Source organism: uncultured Campylobacter sp. (assembly GCF_937981295.1).
Lineage (GTDB): Bacteria > Campylobacterota > Campylobacteria > Campylobacterales > Campylobacteraceae > Campylobacter_B.
On record NZ_CALJPC010000088.1, the window covers coordinates 24,231 to 44,760 of the forward strand.

Below are 20,530 nucleotides of genomic sequence, written 5' to 3' on the forward strand. Positions count from 1 at the left end.
GACGATGATAAACGTATGCGTTTTACAACTACCGACGCTTTCGATGAGCGAAAATCGGATCGATTACTATATGAAGGTCGCCAAAGACAACGGCGCGCGGATCGTGCTGCTGGGCGAATATGAGCTAAATTCCTTCTTTAGCGAGCTTAAAAAGATGCCCCGCTCCATCGCGTGCGAACAGAGCGAGCACAAGCAGGAGCTGATGGCGCGGCTGGCCGCCAAATACGACCTACATATCGTAGCGCCGATAATCAGAGCCGCAAGTGGCGCAATTTTGAGGCAGGCGGGCATCTTCGGCGGCGCGGCTCAAAAAAGCGCGCGCTGCGACGGCGAAAATTCCGCAAGCCTTAAAAGCGAGCATGGTTGCAAGGGCGAGCTAAATTCCAAAAGCGCTTTAAATTCCAACGATGGTTCAAATTCCAAAGGCGCTTTAAATTCCTCAAGCGAGCAGAGTTCCAAAGGCGGCTTAAATTCCTGCGGCGCGCACGCTTTAAATTTCAAAGCCACAAATTCCGCAGACGGTTTAAATTTAAGCGCTTCGATCCAAAGTAACTCGAACGCTTCAAATTTAAAAGCCGAAAGCCAAAAAGACGCGAGCGAAGAGGAGATCTTTTGCGCGAGCGAAAACGAGCCTATCTGGATAAAATCATGCGCGAAATTTTCGCCCTCGGAAGTGAAATTTTACGATCAAAATATCCTGATGGACTATCCGCACTGGAACGAGGAGGGCTTTTTCGCCAACCGCAAAAGCCGCAAAATCGGTAAAATTTCGCCGATGATCTTTAGCGAGGGCGGCGTGAAATTCGGCGTGTGTTTCGGCTATGAGGCGCATTTTGACGTGTTTTGGCGCTATTTTATGCAAAAAAACGTCGGCTGCGTGCTCGTGCCCTGCGCCTCGACCTTTGAAAGCGGCGGGCGCTGGCGCGAGCTTTTGAAGATGCGCGCGTTTACGAACTCGCTCTACGTCATCCGCGCCAACCGCATCGGCGAGGCGAAATTCGGCGAAAGCGAGTTTAAATTTTACGGCGAGAGCTTCGTCGTAACCCCCGGCGGCGAGATCGCAAACGAGCTGAAAAACGAAGAGGGCGTGCTGATGTGCGAAGTGGACGCGGACGAGATCGCTGCGGCGCGCGGGCTGTGGAAATTCCGCAAAAATCTAGTCAGCAGGGGGCTTTTATGAACTACTTTCACAGACAGATCCAGCTTTGGGGCGAGCAGACGCAGCGCGCGCTTGCGGACAAGCGCATCCTGATCATCGGCGCGGGCGGGCTTGGGAGCAGCCTTTCTTACGCTCTGGGCGCAAGCGGCATCGGGCGGATCAGCGTCGTGGATTTCGACACGGTGGCGCTTCACAATATCCACAGGCAAATTTTATTCACTCTCGAAGACGAGGGTAAATTTAAAGCGGACGTCTTTAAAAGCCGCACGGAAAGCCGCTACGACGGCGTGAGCGTGGAGGTGCATAAGAGCCGCGCGGAGGAATTTTTCGCTAACGTGATAGGCTCGGGCGAGAAATTTAATCTCATTTTGGATGCGACCGATAATCTCGCCACGCGCGCGCAGATTGATGCCTTTGCTAAGCAAATAGGCGTGCCGTGGGTGTTCGCGTCGGTGGACAGCTGGCAGTGCCAAGTCTGCTTCGTGCAGAATGCGGATTTTAAATTTTTCCCGAGCCTAAACGCGACGCCTGCGGGCATAACGGCTGCTATAGTGATGTTTGCGGCAAGCTTTGAGGCAAACCTCGCTCTGCGCTACCTAGCGGGGCTTGAGGTCGAAAAAGACCTGCTTTACTACGCGAACTTTTTTGGTGGCGAGCTGGAAGTAAGGAAGATAAAATTGTAAATTTTAAATTTGGGCTTTGGCATTTATAACCGTCAAAGCCCGAATTTTTTAAAATTTAATTTCATCGGTATCAATAAAATCAAAGTACTCGAAGAATATATTTGCTATTTTGGAATTTATAAGCCCATTTTTGACGATTTCCGAAATAAGAATTTCGCTAGAAATATCATCCTTAATACCTTTTTCGGAACAAAGTATTTTATCAGGCGATAGCATATCACAAGGAAGCATCATAGAATACGCAAGAGCTTTAAAACAAGAATCTCTATTACCGATGCTTTTTACATAATCTTTATTTATTTTGATCTTACCACTCATAATATCGAACCATTTTATAAGCGACCTACAATCTTCAAGCTCTTTTTTAAAGACATCTGAAAGATAAAACAATGCCCCTTTGTCATCAAGCTCGGAAGTTTTATTAATAAGCTCTAAACTTAAATTACTAAATTCTTTTGCAGAAAATTTCATCGGCGAATTTGCAGAATAATATCCGATATATGCCCTTGCTTTTAAAACATCTCTTTTTACCCCTAGTCCAAAAGCATAATGAATTCCCAGATCTCCGCACGCCTCCGGAAGCCCTTCTTCACAATATAATTTATCGAAAGCGGCCGCTTTGTCAAACTTATGAGCTTCAAAATCTTGCAGAAATTCTTTCTCTGAATTGAGGTATTTTTTTAAAACCCGCTCAAACTCCTCTCCCTTTAGTGGCTCCGGTAGATCCAGTGCAGATAGCTTTCCCGGTAATAACACGCATATTACCGATACTCCGATCAATTTCAAGATAAAATTTCTCATCTTTATCTCCTTAATGCTTATTACATTAAAATTTTAAATTTACTTTATACCGCAGTCAAAAACCTGCGCATTTATCCTATATGATTGGACGTAACCGATGACATTTCCCGAGCAATCAACCCGCTGTCCGTTTAACAAACAAACCGCCTTTTCACTTACTATGTTTATCATCGCGCGTTTTCCCTCTCCGATCACGTATGCAGCATTATTTTTAGCGTCATTGACCGCACTATCGCGCATTAGCTGTAAATTTGCACCATAGCCGTTATTTTCGCTTCTGCCCTCGACCTCGCCCAAGACAGTGCAATTATAAGGCGTGCTTCTTGCCACCGTGATACCGCGTGCGTTTTCTTGTAATTGAACTACCTGAAACGGCGGCGTTACGTCGCATCCGTTAAAGAATATCGCCGCAAAAGCGCCGAAAACTAAAATTTTGAAATTTTTCATATTGGATCCTCCCAAAAAATATTCTCACATTATATTGCAAGGTAGTTAAAGAAAAATTGAAATATTATATGAAAAATACTAAAAACATAAAAATATTCAAGTGTTAGTTTATCAGAATAAAAGCTATACAATTTTATTGATTTCAAATTTAAGGAAAATTTTGAAGCTGACTAAACGCGATATGGCATATCATCTAGGCATTGATGTCGCAACGCTGTATAATTGGCGCAAAAACAAGCCGAATTTATACCGTATCGTCATGCTCGGTTTTAAATTTGACGACGCCATACGAAAAAGCAAAGAAAATTACGAAAACCTTCTACAAGCCGATGAATCGATAAAATCCGAGATGAGCGATAAAAAGTCCACTTAAAGCCACGCTATACAAATCTCATTCTAAATCCCGCAGCAAATCCGCCAAGCTCACGCTTGATAGGGATTTTTTAAAATCATTCTGAATGCGAGCAAAGCGCGGCGCGAGTACCGCCTCGATCTTGCCGCCCACGGGGCAGGCGCTAGGCGAGCCTTTGTGCAGGCGAAACATCGCGTCCTCCTCGCTCACCGCCTCGTAAATGTCTAAAAGCGTGATGAGCCGCGCGTCGCGAGCCAGCGTGATGCCGCCCACGCCCGCAGTCGTGAGCACCAAGGCTGCGTTTTTCAGCTGCGAGATCAGCTTGCGCGCGATGGCGGGGTTTATCCCCGAGCTTGCAGCGACGAAATCGCCCGTGACCTTCTCCTCGCGAAAATACGCGACGCAGAGCATGATGTGAACGGCGAGTGAAAATTTTATACCTACTTGCATAGCCAGCCTTGATTTAAATTTAAAAACCGCACGTTAGTTCCGTGCGGCGTTATTTTAGCTAAATTAAGCAAAATTTTAAACTCACGCCCTCTCGCCGACTGCGGTAAAGCGCTTTTGCACGAAATTTCTATTTTTTAGCTCGTCAATGATCGCGATCGCAAGATCGGCGTAGCTGATATAGCTCTCGTTTTGCGAGTTTAGTATGACGTGATCGTTACCGAGCACGTATTTGCCGGTGCGAGCGCCATTTGCGTCGTAGTCTCCGGCAGGCGAGACGTATGTCCAGAGCACGCCCGTTCTACCTTTTAGCTCGAAAAACGACTCCGCCGTAGCCTTTGCGACGCCCATATACTCAGGCGGGAAGTCAGGCGTATCCATAGCCATAGTGCCTTTATCGTCCACGTATAGCGTACCCGCGCCGCCGATGACGAGCAGTCTCGTTTTCGTACCGCTAAGCGCGTCTGCGAGGTGTTTTGCTACCTTTTTATGAAGGGGGAACGTTTCGGGCGTCCATGCCGCAAATGCGCTGATAACGGCGTCAAAGCTAGCTAGATCGGTCTTTGTTAGTTCAAAAATATCTTTGTAGACTACTTTAACGTCGCCGTTTTTATACTCTTTGTTTCGCACGATAGCCGTTACGTCATGCCCTTGTTTTAGGGCTTCTTGCACCAAATTTGAACCTGATTTTCCGTTTGCTCCGATGATTGCTACTTTCATTGTTACTCCTTTAAATTTGATTTGTTTTTATTGCCGCGTAAATTTACAGCCAGCTTAGCTTTACATCGTCGTTTATCACGCCATCATCCATCGTGTACTGCTCCAGGCTGCCGCGTTTGGTCTGGATACAGATAAACTTCATCCCCTGCGCGTCCGCCTTGAAGCATCTTTTGCCCGCGGGATTGATGCGGATCGCGTCGCCCTCGCCCACCGCCTTTTCCTCGCCGTCGATAAAAAGCGTGCCGCCGCCTTTTAGCACCAAGTAAAGCTCCTCGTTTTGCTTGTGCGAATGCACGAAAGGCACGCTCGCGTTTGCCGGAAGCTCGTTGATAGAGAGCTCACAGCCGCTTAAGCCTAGAGCTTCTTTTAGCTCGACTCTCAGTTCGCTTTTCGTTGAAACGATCTTGTAGTTTGACATCTTCGTCTCCTTGGATTTTTTGTTGTAATGCTATAACTTACAACCGATGAGCGAAGTATAATAAAATTTTGTTGTAATGTCAAGAGTTACAGCAAAAATTTTCAAAAAAATTTGACGCGAATTTTAAAATCAGCTAAAATCCGCGCGATTTTAACCGAAGGAATTTTATGCAAAATAGCGCATTTAAGGCGTTTGCGATCAGCCCCAGCGACGCACCGAGGCTGATAAAGGAGTTTAGCAAACTAAAAGACATCGGCAAGCGCGTAGATGCCGGACTAGAAGGCGATATAGATAAAATTTAAGCGCTTTTTGGGGTATAATTTAACTAAAATTTGCCGAAAAATGAGGTCAAAATGCACGAAAATCACGCCCATTGCGCGCATTCGCACACGTCAAACAAGGTCGTTTTGAGAAATTCCTTTTTTATAATCTCCGCTTTTATGCTGGTCGAGGTCGCGGGCGGTTTCGCGACGAACTCGCTCGCCCTGCTCTCGGACGCCGGGCATATGCTATCAGACGCCGCAGCGCTCGGGCTTTCGCTGTTTGCGTTTAAATTCGGCGAACGCAAAGGCAATCTGCAAAAGACCTTCGGCTACAGGCGGATCGAAATTTTAGCCGCGACGATAAACGCCCTCGCCCTCGTCGCGATCGCCGTTTTGATCGTCATCGAGGCGACGCGGCGCTTCCAAAACCCGCCCGAAGTAGCCACCGCGGGCATGCTCGCCATCAGCACGCTGGGTCTTGCCGTAAACATCGTCGTGGCGCTTTATATGCTGCGCGGCGGCGACGTGAGAGAAAACGTCAATATGCGCGGCGCCTACCTGCACGTGCTGGGCGACGCCCTGGGCTCGGTGGGCGCGATCACGGCGGCACTGCTGATGATGTGCTTTGGCTGGGGCTGGGCGGACGCGGCGGCTAGCGTGCTCGTGGCCGCGCTCATCGTAAAAAGCGGCTGGGGCGTGCTAAAAGACAGCCTAAACATCCTGATGGAGGGCTCGCCAAAGGGCGTGTGCCTGGACGGGCTCGTCGCGCGGATCAGGGGCGTCGACGGCGTGCTTTCGGTGCACGACCTGCACGTCTGGAGCATAACAAGCGGCGCAAACGCGCTCACGGCGCACATCGTGGTCAGTGGCGAGCTGAGCGTGCGCGAAGCGGAGCGGATCTTGCGCGAAATATCGCACGAGATGGAGCATCTGGGCATCACGCACACGACGCTGCAGCTTGAAAGTAGCGACAACGAATGCGCTGACGAGCTAATCTGCGAAGTAAGATCAAACGATGCGGGCGGGCATTTGGGACATAGTCATTAAATTTTTGGATTTGAAATTCCGCTCAATTTAGAATTTAGAATTCCGCTAGGTTTGAAATTTAAAATTTGGCTTGAGTTTTAAATTTTAAATTTGCCCGCGCCGCGAGATTTCGGAATTTTAGAATTTTGAGGTTTTAAATTTTAAGATTTTGCGCTCGTTATGGAATTTTAAATCCCTACGCGTGGTGGAATTTTAAAATTTCGCCCCGCAGACGCCGTTTCAAAATCGGGCGCCGTGCGCGCAAAATAGTAGAATTTTACACAGCGGATCGTCGCATCATTCAAAACGGCGCCTATGCGCGTTTGTAGAATTTTAAATTTGACCGAAGCGGCAGGCTAGCAATCATGGCGAAATTTATCGAACGCACGGAGTGGTTTTAAATTTAGCTAAGCGCTTTCTGTTTTAATAGCACGGAGATGACACAGCGCGCGCTACATTTTTAAATTTAGCCAGCATACCGCGCTTCTAAATTTTAAAATTCCGTGCCGCGAATTGAGCTGTAAATAAAACCGTAAATTTAAATTACGCTCAAAATTTTGGCTAAATTTCACTCATCAAATTTTCCTGCCGATTTGAGCCTGTTAAAAGCAAATTTGACGTATAATCTCGCGAAATTTCAGGGAGCCAAGGTGCGCAAAAACATAAAATACCTAATTTACAAGTTTCTTTTAGGCAATGTCTTTTTGGCAGTTTTCTTGATTTCATTTTACGTTGCTTCATTGCATCTCTCAAAACTTTTAAATGTTGATATTATAGACCTTTTGAAGGGATATTTTTTATTTCCGGGCGATATTCGTCTGCCTTTTACGACGGTAATTCTTGAGTTATTTTCCTTCTATATCAGTAGCAGTTTAAGCGATTTTTATGTCAAAGGCATCGATCGCAAACTTAATGTTATATTTTTCATCGCCTTTGCGACGATAGGAATTTTAGCTCTTACCGCCATTATTCTTATCGCGACATTTGGTTTTATGATATATGGTATGGATTTAGATAAAAAACTAATGGCAATTTTATCCGCCGCGGCATTATTCATGGGCATCTGCTCAACGGTATATTTATTTCGCAAAAGCGATTACGAGCTCGGTAAATTTTTGCAAATTATCAGCCGAAAAAGAAGCGGGGAGATCGATAAAAAGCTATTTCCTATCTTGCTGCTTATTATATCTGCAATTTGGTTGGGTCTTATCTTTTTTGCATCTAGATAAAGCCAAGCGCCCAGTTTAAATTTCGTCCGTATGCGCTAAATTTCATAGGCGTAGATCGCCCGCACGGCGCGACAAAATTTTAAGCACGGAATACTTTTTTATCAAAATTTAAACCTATGCACTATAATTGCAAGAATTGAAAAGGACGGCAATTGGATATGAAAAGAGATATATTAATCGCGATTTTAGGCTTACTTTGCGCCTTTATAGATATTTAATTACATAGGTTTTCTTATTGCATTAAATTTGATGGTAGTCTTGGTTTGCGCCGCTTTTCCTTTTATGAAAAAGAACTATATATTTTTTCTACTGCTTATCGTAAATTTAGCTTTGTATTTGAATAATATCTACACCCCTTTTGAAAAGCCCGAGCTTTGGACTTATAGCATACCTGCGCTGGCAAATGCGACATATGTGCTAATCTCTCTAGTTTATGCTTCGGGGTTTCTTGCTTTTCTTCCGCTTATGGCATATATCTGTTTTTTATATTCGCTCTGTGTCGTTGCCTGCGGCATACGTGAGAAATTTCAAAGCTTACGCTAAATTTACGATTAAAGTTTTAAGCCATCGTTTCGTATAATTTCGCAAAATTTTAAGGATTGCGTATGAAAATATATCTCTATAAATTACTTCTAGGCATCTTACTGACGGGCGTATTCTCATTCTCGCTCGGCTTTACTTTATCGCACGTAGGCATCATATCAAATGCGGTTTTTGGCGTACCGCTATTGCCTTACGCTTCCTTGGGCGCCGAGGTCGCAAAAGCTATCCTAACGATAATATCCGCATTTTATATCGCAAATAAAATTATTAATTTTCGCATTTTAGGCATCGATTGCAAGCTAAATTTTATATTTTTTATCGCCTTTGCGACGATAGGTGTGATTATCGTTAGTCTGCTATCTTTATTTATGATCGTCGGCATAATGATATTAAATAAATCAGAAATTGCATTTGCGGCGATGTGTCTATCCCTCGGGCCGATTTGGACCGCTTGGTTATTTCATATCAGCGGATATAGGCTCGGGGCTTTCTTGCAAAATTGCAGCCCAACGACAAAATCTACGGCAAGAAAATACAACATAGACAAGGCGCTATTGGTCGTTATAATAATAGTAGCACTGCTGATCCTTATACCGATAATAACGAAGCTTTTGTGATTTTTATTTTAAAATTTTAAACCAGCCGTAGAATTCGTTCGCCTCTAGGTGCGGATCGCCTGCGCGGGAGATGAAAAGCGGTCGTAGCGCAGCATTTGTTCTAAAATTTCCCGCGTCCTTCATCTGCGCGCTGTAAAAAATAAGCGCGTGGCTCGCAAACTGCGCAAACTCGTCAAACGAACTCGCCCCCGCCTCTATCATCGTGATTTTTGCGTCCGCAGGCAGCGAGCGCGAAACTTCCACCTTGCGCCCTGCGACGCCGAAAAGCGGAATGCTCGCATCAAAATCCGAAAGTGCGCGGCGCGAACGAATCCAAACATCGGGCGCGCGCGGCTTTAGGTTTTGCGGCGCAACGCGCACGTCCAGCGTCGGTCTGTCGGCGCGCACGGTCTGCCCGCCTACGCCTACGTAATCGCACACACCGCGCAGCTCGTGCACGAACGCGCGCTGCTTCTCGCTGCCGATCCGCCCATGCACCGCGCCGTTTAGCGTGGCGTTGATTTTGATGAAGCAAAAGCCGCCCTCGCGCGCCAGATAAAACGGCTCCGCAAGCTCCGTCGCCGCGGCACGGCAAACGTCAAATTTCACCTCTATGCCCCCGCGGCGTAAAATTTCCGCGCCGCCCGCAGCCTGCGCGTTCGTATCGCGCGCGCCGATTACCACGCGCGACAGCCCAAGCTCCGCCAAAAGCTCGGCGCAAGACGGGGTCCTGCCGCGGTGCGCGCAGGGCTCGAGCGTGACGTAGGCGCAAGCGCCGCGTAAAAGCCCGCCGTGGCGGTTTAAGATGAAATCGTAGGTAAAGCTCGGCTGCAAAAGCGCGCTTTTTAGGGCTTTTGTGTTTTGAAATTTAACGCCGAATTTGCGGGCGTATTCGCTAGCGAAATCCTGCGCGAAATTTGCGTCCAGATCGCACAGCGCGGCGAAAACGGCATTTGCCTCGGCGTGCAAAAAGCCCGCCTTTTTGTGCGCGCCTATACTTAGAACTCTGCCGCTCTTATCCAGCAGCGCGCAGCCCACGGCGGGGTTGGGTAGCGTCAAGGCCTGATAGCGCCACGCAGCCCGCAGCGCCAAATCCATATAAAATTCGTCGTTCATAAAAGATCCAAAATTTAAATTGTCCCGCTCCGCCGCGATTGTTTAGCCGAATTGCGACGAGCGAGCAACCTCGTCTGTTCACAAGAGATTGCACCTCGAGCGCAAACCGACTAGCTCACCTACGCTCATCCTTGCTGTACCGGATAGCGCCGGCTCGCACTTAGCCCACTTGCGAGAGCCAAGCTTGCTTTAAGCGCCAAATTTACCAGAGTGCAAGTCGCGCGCCGTATGCGCCTGAGAGAAATTCCGCGCAGATACGAAACTGCGAAATCTTACCACAGGTTTTAGAATTTTATCCTAAATCGCAAATTTTGCGGCGTCCGTTTCGCGCGCGAACGGCACAAAATTTTACGCTTATCGCGCAAAAGAGCGTCTGCCGATAGCGCGGAGGAGCCGGCTTTGCGAAGTAAAATTTTAATAGGCGCATGGCAGAACCGCAATCGAGCGTGAATATACAGCCTCAAAAGGCACGGCTTAATTTCAGCTCAAATTCAGGGGGGGGTATAATTACACGAATTTTCTTCAAAGGATTAAAATGTCTGAACAACCGACCGTTCAACCCCAATCAAACGTGCTTGGGATACTCTCCATAGTCTTTGCGATTTTAGGGATATTTTTTCTAGGGATCGTCTTTGTTCCGCTTGCGTTTTTGTGCGCGATCGCCGCGACCTATCAAGCCGTCAAAAAGCAAGCCTCGCTCGTAATAGCAATATTAGCGTGGATCCTTACGATCGTGGGGCTCATGACCTCGCCAGCGCTGCTAGCCACAATCGGCATTTCCGCTTCGTAGTCGCAAACATTCGCGCCGCTTGGCCGGCAATCAAAATTTCGCTAAGCGGCGCGCAAATCTCTGCTCGTGGAATTGTAAAGTTAAATTTATCGATAAAAGTTAACCGCCTAAAATTCTGCGGCGAAATTTAACGCGGGAATTTGTATTAAAAATTATGGGCGGAATTTCGGCGCGAAATTTTACTGCAGCAAAACAGCGCGTAAATTTTAAATTTAGCCGCTTTCAGGCGCGAGATAAAATTCCAAAGCAACGCGCAAGCGTCGCGCAAAACTTATCATTTAGCGACGCAGCGTGAAATTTCAAAGCGCCGCCCGGTGGCGTGAAAATTATCTTTTATCGGCGCGATCTGAAATTTCAAAACAAACAAGCGCACCGGAATTTTAAAATTTTGCACCGCGCGCCATGAGAGATCAAGAGCGACCGGTAGCGGCAAATTTTAAAGAAATCTAAAAATTTAACGTACTCGCGTGCCCATGCGACGCAACAAGGCGGTGCTGCAAATCATCACGCGCGAGCCACACGGTCTATTTTGCCAAATCTTCGCTCTATCCGCAGCTCGTGGGTTTATACCGCATGCCGACAATCGCAAACCTAAGCCGCAAAAAGCTTGGCAACGGCGTTTCGCCGCGGTGCGCATTCGAACAATTGCAACGCGAAAATGCTTTCGTGCGATACGATCAAGCTCAATACTAAAGACTTGCGCGCGGCATGTGTTTTTGAAAGCCACACCGAATATCGCGCGCTAAATTAAAAAGCGAGGCGAGATGCCGCGAGCCGTGCATCGCTTGCGATAGGAGTGATACTTAAAGCATGCAAGTAAAACAAATTCAAATTAGCCTCGCCGCTTTAGCTTAAAAATTTAAGTTCGCGCTTCTTAGGCGCCGCACCCCAAAGCCCTACATGCAAAATTTTAAAAATCTCCACCGCTACCACTGCACGTAGGTTCGCGCCTTTTTGATCTCGTCAAGTCGCACGCTTACCTCGCCGCCGTCCGTGTGCAGCCTAAGCACGCCGCCTTCGCAGTCTAGCACCTCGCCGCTTAGCTTCTGCCCGTCCGTGCGGCTTAGGCGCACCAGCTCGCCCACAGAGTTTGCGAAATGCTGCGGTTTGCTTAGCTTGCGCTCAAGCCCAGGTGAGCCGACCTCCAGCGTCCATTCGCCCTCAAGCGGCGGCTCCACGTCAAAAATCGGCGAAAGCAGCCGTGATAGCCGCTCGCAGTCGTCTAGGCCCACGCCGCCCGCTTTCGTGATACTGATGCGATAGATCGTTTTGCCGTTTTCGCTCACCGTCTCCACGTCGTAAAGCTGCACGCCGCACTCGCGCGCCAAAGCCTCTAAATCAACCATTTTTGCGCAGCTCCTCCTCTATTTTGTCAAAAAGATCGTCCATTTTGTTTTGATACTCCAAGCGGTCGTCAAATTTGAAGTGAAACGCGGGGCAGCGGTACCAGCCCTCCGCCTCGGCGCAGAAGTTTTGCAAATATCTCGCCACGCGGCCGAGCTTTTCGAGCACAAATTCCTGCTCGCGCTCGTCGAAGGCGTTTTTATCCAGATACACAAACGCGTCGTAGCGCCCGCGCTTGCACTCCACGTCGGTCACGCACAGCCCGCGCAAAAGCTCGTCCTCAAGGCTCGCGAGCGCTTCGGGGATGAGCTGCTTTAGCACGCTTTGCGTGCGAAGTCTTCTGAGTTCGGTCGGATTCATCTTTACCTCGCTATCTTAAATCGCCGCAGATTACGCGGCGATGGAATTTTATTTTGCGTCTTGCGATGACGGAATTTTATTGCTTTGTCGCAGCGGAGCATCCGTCTCGCGACGACAACGCAGAATTTTATCTCGCGTCTTTCAGCGACGAGAAATTTTATTTCGCTTGGGCATGACGATGCGGAATTCTATTTCACTTCGGCGCGGCGGCAACGCAGAATTTTATCTCGCTTCGGAATGGCGAAATATCCGTCCTGCGGCGAAGCGGTTTGTTTAAATTTGACGCGGCTTGCGATGCGTCGGAGCATCCGTTTAAATTCTGAGCGGTTTGCTGCGCGCAGGTATTGCGGACAGCGACTGCGCCTTTTAGAATTTCGTCTTTAAATTTTAAAAAGTGCGAGCTCGGCTTTAAAATTTTGCTCTTAAATTCAGCCCGGTGCTCCACGCTTAAATTTCAAACGCAGATCGCGTAGAATTTAATGGCTCGCGCACGGAAGCTTGTCGCGTAATTACGCCGCTACCGCAGAAATATTTACGCACTGAGGCTCAATGCTATTCTGCGCCATGCTCTGCTCGCCACGGCGCTATATTGCTGCCGCACTGCCCGTCTTGGCGCCGCAATAATACAGCGCGCGGCGACACCCTCTTTGCGCCACGCTCGCTTACTGCGTCGCTTTTGCGATATCCGCGCTGCCGTCTTTTGGCAGCGCCGCGATGGCACCACGCGCCGTTTCGGTCTTATTTTGCGCCGCTTACACAGCGCCGTCCTCCGCGCTGCTGTTTTGCCGCACACTGCGCCGCTTCGAAATTTATCTTAAATTTTAAAAACGCTTCGATGCTGCGCGAAATCTAAATTTTGCCGCTTTAAAATTTCAACTTTGCGATTAAATTTAAAATTTAAGTCGCGCGGAAAATTCGTAACCTGTAAGCAGCGTAAATTTAAAATTTGATCGCAAAGTCGCGCCGTAAAAAAATCCAAACATTAAAATTTTAAAACTAGCGCTACGCGGCAGAGCCTCGCGCAGAAACCGACAAAATTTAAAGCCTTGCCCGCACGCTACGCTGCTAAATTTAAAAGGCGAAATTTCACGCTCAAATTCTGCGAGCATAAAATTTCAAAGCGCGATCAAGGCTTAAAATTTAGCCGCAAGCCGTGCAAACGAAGCGAATGCCCGCGCGGAATTCCGCGAGCATTAATCAATCGTAGCCTGCTCCTCTTTTTGCTTGTAGCTTTCGATAAAATCGCCCACGCGCATATCGTCGTAGCCCTCGATGCCTACGCCGCACTCGAAGCCTTTGGCGACTTCCTTGGCGTCGTCTTTGAAGCGCTTGAGCGAGCTGACGTTGCCCTCGAAAACGATGACGCCCTCTCTGATGACGCGGATCTTCGCGCCGCGAGCGATGAGCCCGTCGGTAACCATACAGCCCGCGATCTGCCCGATCTTAGGCACGTTGATGACCTGCCTGATCTCGGCTTGGCCCAAGGCCTCCTCGCTGATGATCGGGCTCATAAGACCGCCCAAAAGCGCCTTGATATCATCGATTAGATTGTAGATGACGTTGTAGGTCTTAATCTGCGCGCCGCGCTCCTTGGCAAGCTCTTTGATCTCGCCCGTAGGACGGACGTTGAAGCCCAAGATCACGCAGTTTTCGCTGGCGCTTGCTAAGGCGATGTCGTTTTGCGTGATACCGCCGATGCCGCTGTGGATGATATCGACCTTAACTTCGTCGTTGCGAAGCTTCTCAAGGCTTGCTTTGATAGCTTCCAACGAGCCCGCGACGTCGGCCTTGACGATCACGGGTAGGCTTTTTAGCGAGCCTTCGGCGATCTTGGCGCTTAGCTCGTCGATGGTGACCTTGGTCGATTTGCTAAGCTCTTTTTGGCGCTGATGCTCGTAAATTTTACTTGCATACTCGCGCGCTTCCTTATCGCTTGAAACGCCAATTAGTGTCTCGCCGGCGCCCGGAACCTCGCTAAGGCCTATGATAACGCCGCATTCGCCCGGTAAAATTTGCTTTAGCGCCCTGCCCTTATCGTCGCTAAGCGCACGCACCTTGCCGTATGCGATACCAGCTACGACGGTGTCTCCGACGTGTAGAGTGCCGTTTTGCACGATGACAGTAGCAACCGCGCCGCGCCCCTTTTGAAGGGAGCTTTCGATGATGGTTGCCTTAGCTTGCTTGCTAGGATCTGCTTTGAGCTCCAAAAGATCGGCCTGCAAAAGCACGATCTCTAATAAATTTTCAATTCCCTCGCCCGTCTTTGCGGAGATCGGCACGAACTCGTAGCTACCGCCCCACTCGGTAGGCATTATATCAAGCTCTGCAAGCCCAGTTTTTACGAGATCGGGATTAGCATTAGGCTTGTCCATTTTATTTATCGCGATGATGATCGGAACGTTTGCGGCCTTGGCGTGCGCTATAGCCTCCTTGGTCTGAGGCTTGACGCCGTCGTCTGCGGCCACTACGATGATTACGATATCGGTGACCTCGGCTCCGCGCGCGCGCATCGAAGTAAAGGCCTCGTGGCCCGGAGTGTCTATGAAGGTGATCTTCCTGCCGTTTTTCTCGACCATATACGCGCCTACGTGCTGCGTGATGCCGCCCGCTTCACCGCTTGCTACGCGAGAGTTTCGAATGTAATCGAGCAGGCTCGTTTTGCCGTGATCAACGTGTCCCATTATGGTAATGACAGGCGCTCTAGCGATTAAATTTTCTTCGCCTTCGCTATCCTCGTAAGCTTTGATGTAATCAAACTCCTGCGCCTCATCGATGATATTTACCTCAATGCCAAATTCGCTTGCTAAAATTTCTATCGCGTCCTCGTCCAAAAAGTCGTTTTTCGTCGTCATCATCCCGAGCGCAAATAACTTGCCGATGATCTCGCTAGGCTGCTTTTTGATCTTATCGGCGAACTCATAGACGCGGATCTCTTTTGGGATATTTACAGAGCTTACGATTTCGCTACCCTGCTCGCGAGGGGCTTTTTTATGCTTTTTGCGACCGCCGCGACTTATGCTGCCTTCGCTACTAAAAATTTGATTCTGCGAGGCGCGATAAATATTAGGTTGGTTTTTACTTTTGGTGCGGTTTTCGGTTTGGATCGGTTTGACGGTGAAATCGGGCATTACCACGACGTCTTCGTCCTCGATGACGATATCCGCCATCTCGTGATCAGGAATGATGTCGATTTTAAGGGCATCCTCTTTTTTGGCAGCGGGAGCTTTTTTCTTTTCGATCTTTTTCTTTTTCAAATTTAGTTCAGCGTTTGAGAAGATCGCCTCTAGGCTCGCACTTATCTTTTCGCGCCTAGGCTCGGTTCTATCTTGTGCCGCCGGGGCTTGAACTTCCTTTTTCTTTTTTACGATGACTAAGCCGCGGCGCTTTTGCAAGCTCTCGCTAGCGATACTATCGCCGCTGTTTATCTGCACCGGCGCAGGCTTTGAGGCGGCGTTTTGCTTCTCCTCTTTATCCTGCGGGGCGGAGAAAATTTCTTCTTTTTGATTTTGAGATTTTTCGGTTTTTACCTCGGGCTCTTGCGTACGCGCTTTTTCGTTGCTAGGCTCTTTGGCGATCTGCGAGGACTCTTTGGATTCGGAAGCTTTTAAGCTTTCCGCCTTTTTAGGGCTCTCTTTTTTAGCGGTTTTTTTAGTTTCGCTCTGTTTTTTAGCGGGCTTATTCTCGTCCTCTTGCGCTTTTTCGGAACTTTTCTTCGCGGGCTTTGACTTTTTCCCCGGCAAAATTCCCGTCTGGATATAATCGTAAATAGCGGCAGCTTCCTCTTCGCTTACTTTATTCGACGCGGTTTTTACCTTTTTAAAGCCCATCTCCTGCGCTTTTTCGATTATCTCTTTGCTTGCGTATCCAAGCTCGTCCGCGATATCTTTAATCAGAACACCCATTTAAAACCCTCTCCTTGATATGTCCCAAATCTGCGCTAGACGCAAATTTAGATAGATATTTTGAAATTTTCTCTTTTTGATTTATGCAACCGTCGCAAATATAAAATTGTCTGTTTGAGCTTATATTTTTAAAATTTTGCAAAAAGGCGTGGAGTTCGCGCTTGGCGAAGCGCCCCTTGCAAATAACGCACATCCTAATCGGTTCGCTCATGCGATTATATCTTTATTTTTCTTAGTCAATATTAAAGCCGCCGTTGTCGATATCTAAAATTTCGACGCGGAAGTTTTGAAAATTTTCGCTAAGGCAGGCTTTAAGCTTTGCGGCGTCGGATCTGTAGGCTAAATTTAAAAAGCTTGAGCCGCTACCGGAGAGCGAGCTCATAAGCGCGCCGTTATCATAGGCGATCTCGCGCACCTTAAAAAGCTGCGGAAGCACGCCCATGCGCATCTGCTCGTGCATCTTATCGATACAGGCATAGCGCAAGCTGTCGTAGTCGCGTCGCATAAAGCAAGCACTCAGAAACGCCGCGTGCGAGAGGTTGCTAACGCAATCTTTGATCGAAAAGCTCTTAGGCAGCTTGCCGCGAGATTCGTTCGTAGGCATCGGCGTATCGGGAATGACAACGACCGCTTGCAGATCTTGCGAAATTTCGCATTTTTGCGTGCGAACCGTCTTGCCGTCCACGACGCTGCTGACAAAGCCGCCGAGCGTTGCGGGCGCGATATTATCCGGGTGGTTTTCATATTCCAGCGCCGTGTTTAAAATTTTAGCGCGATCGATCTCAAAACCGCAAATTTTATAAGCGCTTGCGATAGCGCCTACGATCACGGCCGAGCTACTGCCTAGCCCGCGCGAAAACGGGATGTTATTGTGAAAGGCAAATTTAAAATTTGCCTCTTGCCCGCCGCCTAGTTTTCTGTAAATTTCATTGAAAATGTTCAAAAAAGCGTTGCCCTTCTTAAGCCACGCTCTGTCGCTGCCCTCGCCGCTAAGCGATACGCAAAAAAACTTCTGCTCGGTAATCTCTACTTCGTTAAATAGCCCTAGGCTAAGGCCGAGCGCGTCGAAACCGGGGCCTAAATTTGCGCTCGTCGCAGGAATTCTTATAATCAAGCTCTCTCCTAAACCGCTTCTATGATGTAATTTGGAAGTATATCATCGCTTTTATTTAAAACCGATAAATCCTGCGGCAAAGATAGCGGGGCGGGGGTGCATTTTTTCATTTTGATTTCGCCGCGATCGTAAACGTAGCTGAAGTTTTTATTCGCCCTGATCGGCCCGAAGCCGCTTAGCTCAAAGCCGCTGATCGCGTACAGCGGCACATCAAGGGCGATGCTAAGCGTGCGCAAAATCACGTAACTTACCTTCATGCCCATAAAGCTGCCGGGAGTATTTGCGTAGATGAGCTCTTTGATTTTATAAGTTTTTAGAATTTCGCTAAATTTAGCAATCAGAAATTTATCGGCTTTTTCGCCTTCAGCGCTTGAAAATTCCGCTATCTTAGCGCCGTTTTCATACACGCCGAGCAAGCATGGAGCGCTAAGAGCAGCGATTAGAATTTCAACCTCTTTGATTTTGCAGCCTTAAGCAAAGACTTTTTGATATTCGCGCACAACCTCGGCGGTAAGATCTACAAGCTCGAAATTTTTAGCGTCAGCTAGAACTGCCAAAGTTAGTTTATGATTTAGATCGTGGCTTCCCGCAAACGCTGTATAATCGCCCAAAATCGGAGCGCCCACCAGCGCAAGATCGCCGATTGCATCTAAAATTTTATGACGGACGAACTCGTTTTCAAAACGCAAGCCCTCTGGATTTAAAATTTTATTCTCATCGATTACGACGGCGTTTTCTAAGCTGCCGCCTAGAGCTAACCCCATTGAGCGTAGCGCCTGCACGTCTTTCAAAAACCCAAACGTACGCGCTCGCGAAATTTCTTTAAGATAGGCTTTTTTGCTAAATTCAAAAACGTAGTGCTGAGTGCCGATGAGCGGATGGCTAAATTTAATCGTATAATCAAATTTCGGGCTCTTGCTCGGGCTTAGCCGTACAAGCTTATCTCCCTCGCGAATCTCCACGGCACGCTTGATGATGAGAGCTTTTTTATTTGCGTCGAGCTCTCTTACGCCCGCTTCGTCCAAAAGCATACAAAAGCTCGCCGAACTTCCGTCCATTACAGGAATTTCATTAGCATCGACGATGATACGGATATTATCGATACCATAGGCATTAATGGCGCTCATTAGATGCTCTATTGTTGATATATAGCCCTTCTCATTTCCTACGACGGTCGCCATTTGCGTATTTATGACGTTTTTCGGCTCGGCTTTAAAACTAACGCCAAGATCACTTCTATAAAATACGATTCCACTGCCCGCCTCTAAAGGCTCTAACGTAAGTCTGATAGGCTCACCTTTGTGCAGCCCGATGCCGACGTTATGGACTTTCTTAGCTATCGTTGTCTGTCTCATTTCTATCCTCGTTTTCATTAACCCGCGCATTATAGCGAAAATTTTAAAATTTACTTACCTTTTTCTATTACTTTTTTGGACGATTCTAAGACGTCGGTAATGTTATCTTTCATCCACTTAGGATCCATCCACTCCTCGGGTCTTACGTCCACACCCTGAACTACGATGCCAAAATGCAGATGATCTCCGAAAGCAAAGCCGCTTGAACCCGTTTGCGCTAGAATGTCGCCCGGCTTTACATCGCTGCCCACACTTAACTGCGTCGCCGAGCAGTGTCCGTATATGCCGTATAAGCCGAAGCCGTAGTAAATTCCTAAATTTAATCCGAAAATTCCGTTTTCCTGCGCAAAAACTACCTTGCCGTAGTTGCTCTCTTTAATATCGGCGTTTGCGACGCTTGCTAGATCGAGCCCCATATGCCACGACTCGCTTACCTGTTCGTCGTTCATAAAAAATATCCGATGATCGGCAAAGCTTGCTACCGCTGCGCCTTTAGCAAGCGGATAAAAAGGCTTTAGCTCAAATCCATTTATTTTATCCTCGTGCACCGCGCTAGTAGCGGCGTGCAGATCATCTCCGTTTTTCTTACGCAGAGTTTCGTTTACGAATTTAAATTTCTCCAGATCGCTCATCGAGTTAAAATTCTGCGCATATTGGCTAGCCAGATCGCTTACCTTACCGTTAATAAAGCCCGGATTTAGCTTGATAGTAGAGACTTTATATTTTTTGTCCTGATAAAAATATTTTATTTGCGAAATGCTTTCGTTGCCTGCACGATCGGTGGCGACCGCTTCTGCGCGAAATTCCTCTAAATTTGCAGGCCACGCTACGAGAGACGCATAATAGCCCTCTTTTACAAAAGGAATTGCTTTAAAAATTTTGCCATAGTTGGTTTTGACATAGACTTCGCTTAGGCGCTCGTCTTTTGCCGAAAATACGACTACAGCGCTACCGCCTTTAGTGATTTTATAGGATTGATTGATGATATTGATGATGGGCTTTTTGTCATCTATTATTATATTTGCCGTTTTTGCGCTCTTATTTCCTTGCGCAAAATTCCACGAGCTAATGTCATTTGCGAAAACCTCGAGCTTGTAGTTTTTATCTTTATTAAGCATCAAATTTTTAGGAAATTGCACGGCAAGCTCTAGCGTAGTTTGCGGAACGTTCAGCTCCTCATTTAGTAGCGGTATCGTGCTGGCTCCGTCGTTTAAATTAACGCGAACGAGCTTAATGCCAGTATCATCTGAAATTTTAATCTTCAAGGGCGAGGTTAAATTCCAATAAATTTCATTTTCCAGCGCAATTTGCGGAGGATTTTTTTCAAATTTCGGCGAGGTAAAAATTCTAAAGATTCCATAAACCAAAGCGCATATTATAATAAGAAATATTAAAATTTTAAGCTTCGTTCCATTGCCATTTCTACGCATAAAAGAGCCTTTGATATGATTTTAGAGCGCGATTTTACAAGCTTAACTTAAATTATCGGTAAAGCGAGGCAAAATTTAACGCAAATGTTTAGCGATTTACGAGGCGATTTAAAATTTTAAATTCTAGCGATTTTAGAATCTCAAAATTTATGAGCTTTAAAATTCAGTGGCGCGCTAAATCCTATGCAGCGAAATTCCGTGCGCGACAAAGCGGCGTTTATCATCTATATCGTAACCTTTAAAATTTCAATATAAAATTTCTTTAAATTATGCTAATGGCTTGTATTGATTTTTTAGAACTCTTATGCTTAAAATTTTACCATACGAATGAAATTCTAAACTATCTTGATAAATAAAATTCTAAAAAATTCAAAGCAAGCTACGCGTTTAAATTTCATCCTAAGCCGAGCGGAATTCCAATTAAAATTTAGCTCA

At 47.2% G+C, this 20,530-nt stretch carries 23 protein-coding genes; 9 read left to right on the forward strand and 14 right to left on the reverse strand.

Annotated features, from left to right (window positions below; genetic code table 11):
• Positions 1-4: 4 nt before the first annotated feature.
• Positions 5-1,180: a carbon-nitrogen hydrolase family protein gene (locus Q0135_RS08800; protein ID WP_297989891.1), complete on the forward strand. Its 1,176-nt coding sequence runs from the start codon at positions 5-7 to the stop codon at positions 1,178-1,180.
• Entirely contained in the window at positions 1,177-1,842 is a 666-nt protein-coding gene (locus Q0135_RS08805; RefSeq protein WP_297989892.1) for a ThiF family adenylyltransferase, read from the forward strand. Before Q0135_RS08800 ends, Q0135_RS08805 begins: the two co-directional genes overlap by 4 nt.
• A gap of 48 nt (positions 1,843-1,890) precedes the next feature.
• Here the strand turns inward: Q0135_RS08805 and Q0135_RS08810 are convergent, their stop codons facing one another.
• A complete protein-coding gene (locus Q0135_RS08810) occupies positions 1,891-2,643 on the reverse strand; it encodes a hypothetical protein (protein WP_297989894.1) in 753 nt (250 codons plus the stop codon).
• Between the two features lie 39 nt (positions 2,644-2,682).
• Positions 2,683-3,090, reverse strand: coding sequence for a hypothetical protein (locus Q0135_RS08815; protein WP_297902092.1), 408 nt, complete (start codon positions 3,088-3,090; stop codon positions 2,683-2,685).
• Between the two features lie 157 nt (positions 3,091-3,247).
• On the opposite strand from Q0135_RS08815, the gene Q0135_RS08820 reads away from it, so the two are divergent.
• Entirely contained in the window at positions 3,248-3,463 is a 216-nt protein-coding gene (locus tag Q0135_RS08820) for a transcriptional regulator (RefSeq protein WP_291938102.1), read from the forward strand.
• 18 nt (positions 3,464-3,481) lie between these two features.
• On the opposite strand, the gene Q0135_RS08825 is transcribed toward Q0135_RS08820, so the two are convergent.
• The 3 genes from Q0135_RS08825 to Q0135_RS08835 form a co-directional block, all read right to left on the reverse strand.
• Entirely contained in the window at positions 3,482-3,892 is a 411-nt protein-coding gene (locus Q0135_RS08825; RefSeq protein WP_297989896.1) for an Rrf2 family transcriptional regulator, read from the reverse strand.
• A gap of 81 nt (positions 3,893-3,973) precedes the next feature.
• Positions 3,974-4,609: an SDR family oxidoreductase gene (locus Q0135_RS08830; protein WP_297961745.1), complete on the reverse strand. Its 636-nt coding sequence runs from the start codon at positions 4,607-4,609 to the stop codon at positions 3,974-3,976.
• 43 nt (positions 4,610-4,652) lie between these two features.
• Positions 4,653-5,027, reverse strand: a complete 375-nt coding sequence (locus tag Q0135_RS08835; protein WP_297989897.1) for a cupin domain-containing protein — start codon at positions 5,025-5,027, stop codon at positions 4,653-4,655.
• 167 nt (positions 5,028-5,194) lie between these two features.
• Here Q0135_RS08835 and Q0135_RS08840 point away from each other — a divergent pair, with 167 nt between their 5' ends.
• The 5 genes from Q0135_RS08840 (at position 5,195) to Q0135_RS08860 (ending at position 8,705) form a co-directional block, all read left to right on the forward strand.
• Entirely contained in the window at positions 5,195-5,329 is a 135-nt protein-coding gene (locus tag Q0135_RS08840) for a hypothetical protein (protein ID WP_297989899.1), read from the forward strand.
• 51 nt (positions 5,330-5,380) lie between these two features.
• A complete protein-coding gene (locus tag Q0135_RS08845; protein ID WP_297989900.1) occupies positions 5,381-6,337 on the forward strand; it encodes a cation diffusion facilitator family transporter in 957 nt (318 codons plus the stop codon).
• A gap of 629 nt (positions 6,338-6,966) precedes the next feature.
• A complete protein-coding gene (locus tag Q0135_RS08850) occupies positions 6,967-7,545 on the forward strand; it encodes a hypothetical protein (protein WP_297989901.1) in 579 nt (192 codons plus the stop codon).
• Between the two features lie 282 nt (positions 7,546-7,827).
• Positions 7,828-8,088, forward strand: a complete 261-nt coding sequence (locus tag Q0135_RS08855; protein WP_297989902.1) for a transporter — start codon at positions 7,828-7,830, stop codon at positions 8,086-8,088.
• A 62-nt stretch (positions 8,089-8,150) separates the two neighbouring features.
• On the forward strand, positions 8,151-8,705 hold the full coding sequence (locus Q0135_RS08860; RefSeq protein WP_297962575.1) for a hypothetical protein: 555 nt from the start codon (positions 8,151-8,153) through the stop codon (positions 8,703-8,705).
• Between the two features lie 3 nt (positions 8,706-8,708).
• Here Q0135_RS08860 and ribD read toward each other — a convergent pair whose 3' ends face one another.
• The gene (ribD, locus tag Q0135_RS08865; protein ID WP_297989903.1) at positions 8,709-9,800 is read right to left on the reverse strand and encodes a bifunctional diaminohydroxyphosphoribosylaminopyrimidine deaminase/5-amino-6-(5-phosphoribosylamino)uracil reductase RibD; all 1,092 of its coding nucleotides are present in this window, start codon (positions 9,798-9,800) and stop codon (positions 8,709-8,711) included.
• Between the two features lie 535 nt (positions 9,801-10,335).
• On the opposite strand from ribD, the gene Q0135_RS08870 reads away from it, so the two are divergent.
• Complete coding sequence (locus tag Q0135_RS08870) at positions 10,336-10,590, forward strand: hypothetical protein (protein WP_297989905.1); 255 nt, start codon at positions 10,336-10,338, stop codon at positions 10,588-10,590.
• Between the two features lie 926 nt (positions 10,591-11,516).
• Here Q0135_RS08870 and Q0135_RS08875 read toward each other — a convergent pair.
• The 8 genes from Q0135_RS08875 to Q0135_RS08910 all read right to left on the reverse strand — a co-directional run bounded on the left by Q0135_RS08875 (position 11,517) and on the right by Q0135_RS08910 (position 20,095).
• A complete protein-coding gene (locus tag Q0135_RS08875) occupies positions 11,517-11,936 on the reverse strand; it encodes a ribosome maturation factor RimP (protein WP_297989906.1) in 420 nt (139 codons plus the stop codon).
• The gene (gene rbfA / locus Q0135_RS08880; protein WP_005872391.1) at positions 11,929-12,294 is read right to left on the reverse strand and encodes a 30S ribosome-binding factor RbfA; all 366 of its coding nucleotides are present in this window, start codon (positions 12,292-12,294) and stop codon (positions 11,929-11,931) included. The genes Q0135_RS08875 and rbfA overlap by 8 nt, the downstream gene beginning before the upstream one ends.
• A gap of 1,193 nt (positions 12,295-13,487) precedes the next feature.
• Positions 13,488-16,196, reverse strand: a complete 2,709-nt coding sequence (gene infB / locus Q0135_RS08885; RefSeq protein WP_297989908.1) for a translation initiation factor IF-2 — start codon at positions 16,194-16,196, stop codon at positions 13,488-13,490.
• Complete coding sequence (locus tag Q0135_RS08890; protein WP_040304108.1) at positions 16,180-16,407, reverse strand: hypothetical protein; 228 nt, start codon at positions 16,405-16,407, stop codon at positions 16,180-16,182. Before Q0135_RS08890 ends, infB begins: the two co-directional genes overlap by 17 nt.
• Positions 16,408-16,428: 21 nt before the next feature.
• Entirely contained in the window at positions 16,429-17,310 is an 882-nt protein-coding gene (gene thrB / locus Q0135_RS08895) for a homoserine kinase (protein WP_297989909.1), read from the reverse strand.
• A gap of 8 nt (positions 17,311-17,318) precedes the next feature.
• Positions 17,319-17,717 carry a glycoprotease gene (locus Q0135_RS08900; protein ID WP_297989910.1) on the reverse strand — a complete coding sequence of 133 codons (399 nt, stop codon included), beginning with the start codon at positions 17,715-17,717 and terminating at the stop codon, positions 17,319-17,321.
• A gap of 63 nt (positions 17,718-17,780) precedes the next feature.
• Positions 17,781-18,665: a UDP-3-O-acyl-N-acetylglucosamine deacetylase gene (gene lpxC / locus Q0135_RS08905; RefSeq protein ID WP_297989911.1), complete on the reverse strand. Its 885-nt coding sequence runs from the start codon at positions 18,663-18,665 to the stop codon at positions 17,781-17,783.
• A gap of 50 nt (positions 18,666-18,715) precedes the next feature.
• Positions 18,716-20,095: a M23 family metallopeptidase gene (locus Q0135_RS08910; RefSeq protein WP_297963870.1), complete on the reverse strand. Its 1,380-nt coding sequence runs from the start codon at positions 20,093-20,095 to the stop codon at positions 18,716-18,718.
• Positions 20,096-20,530 lie beyond the last annotated feature (435 nt).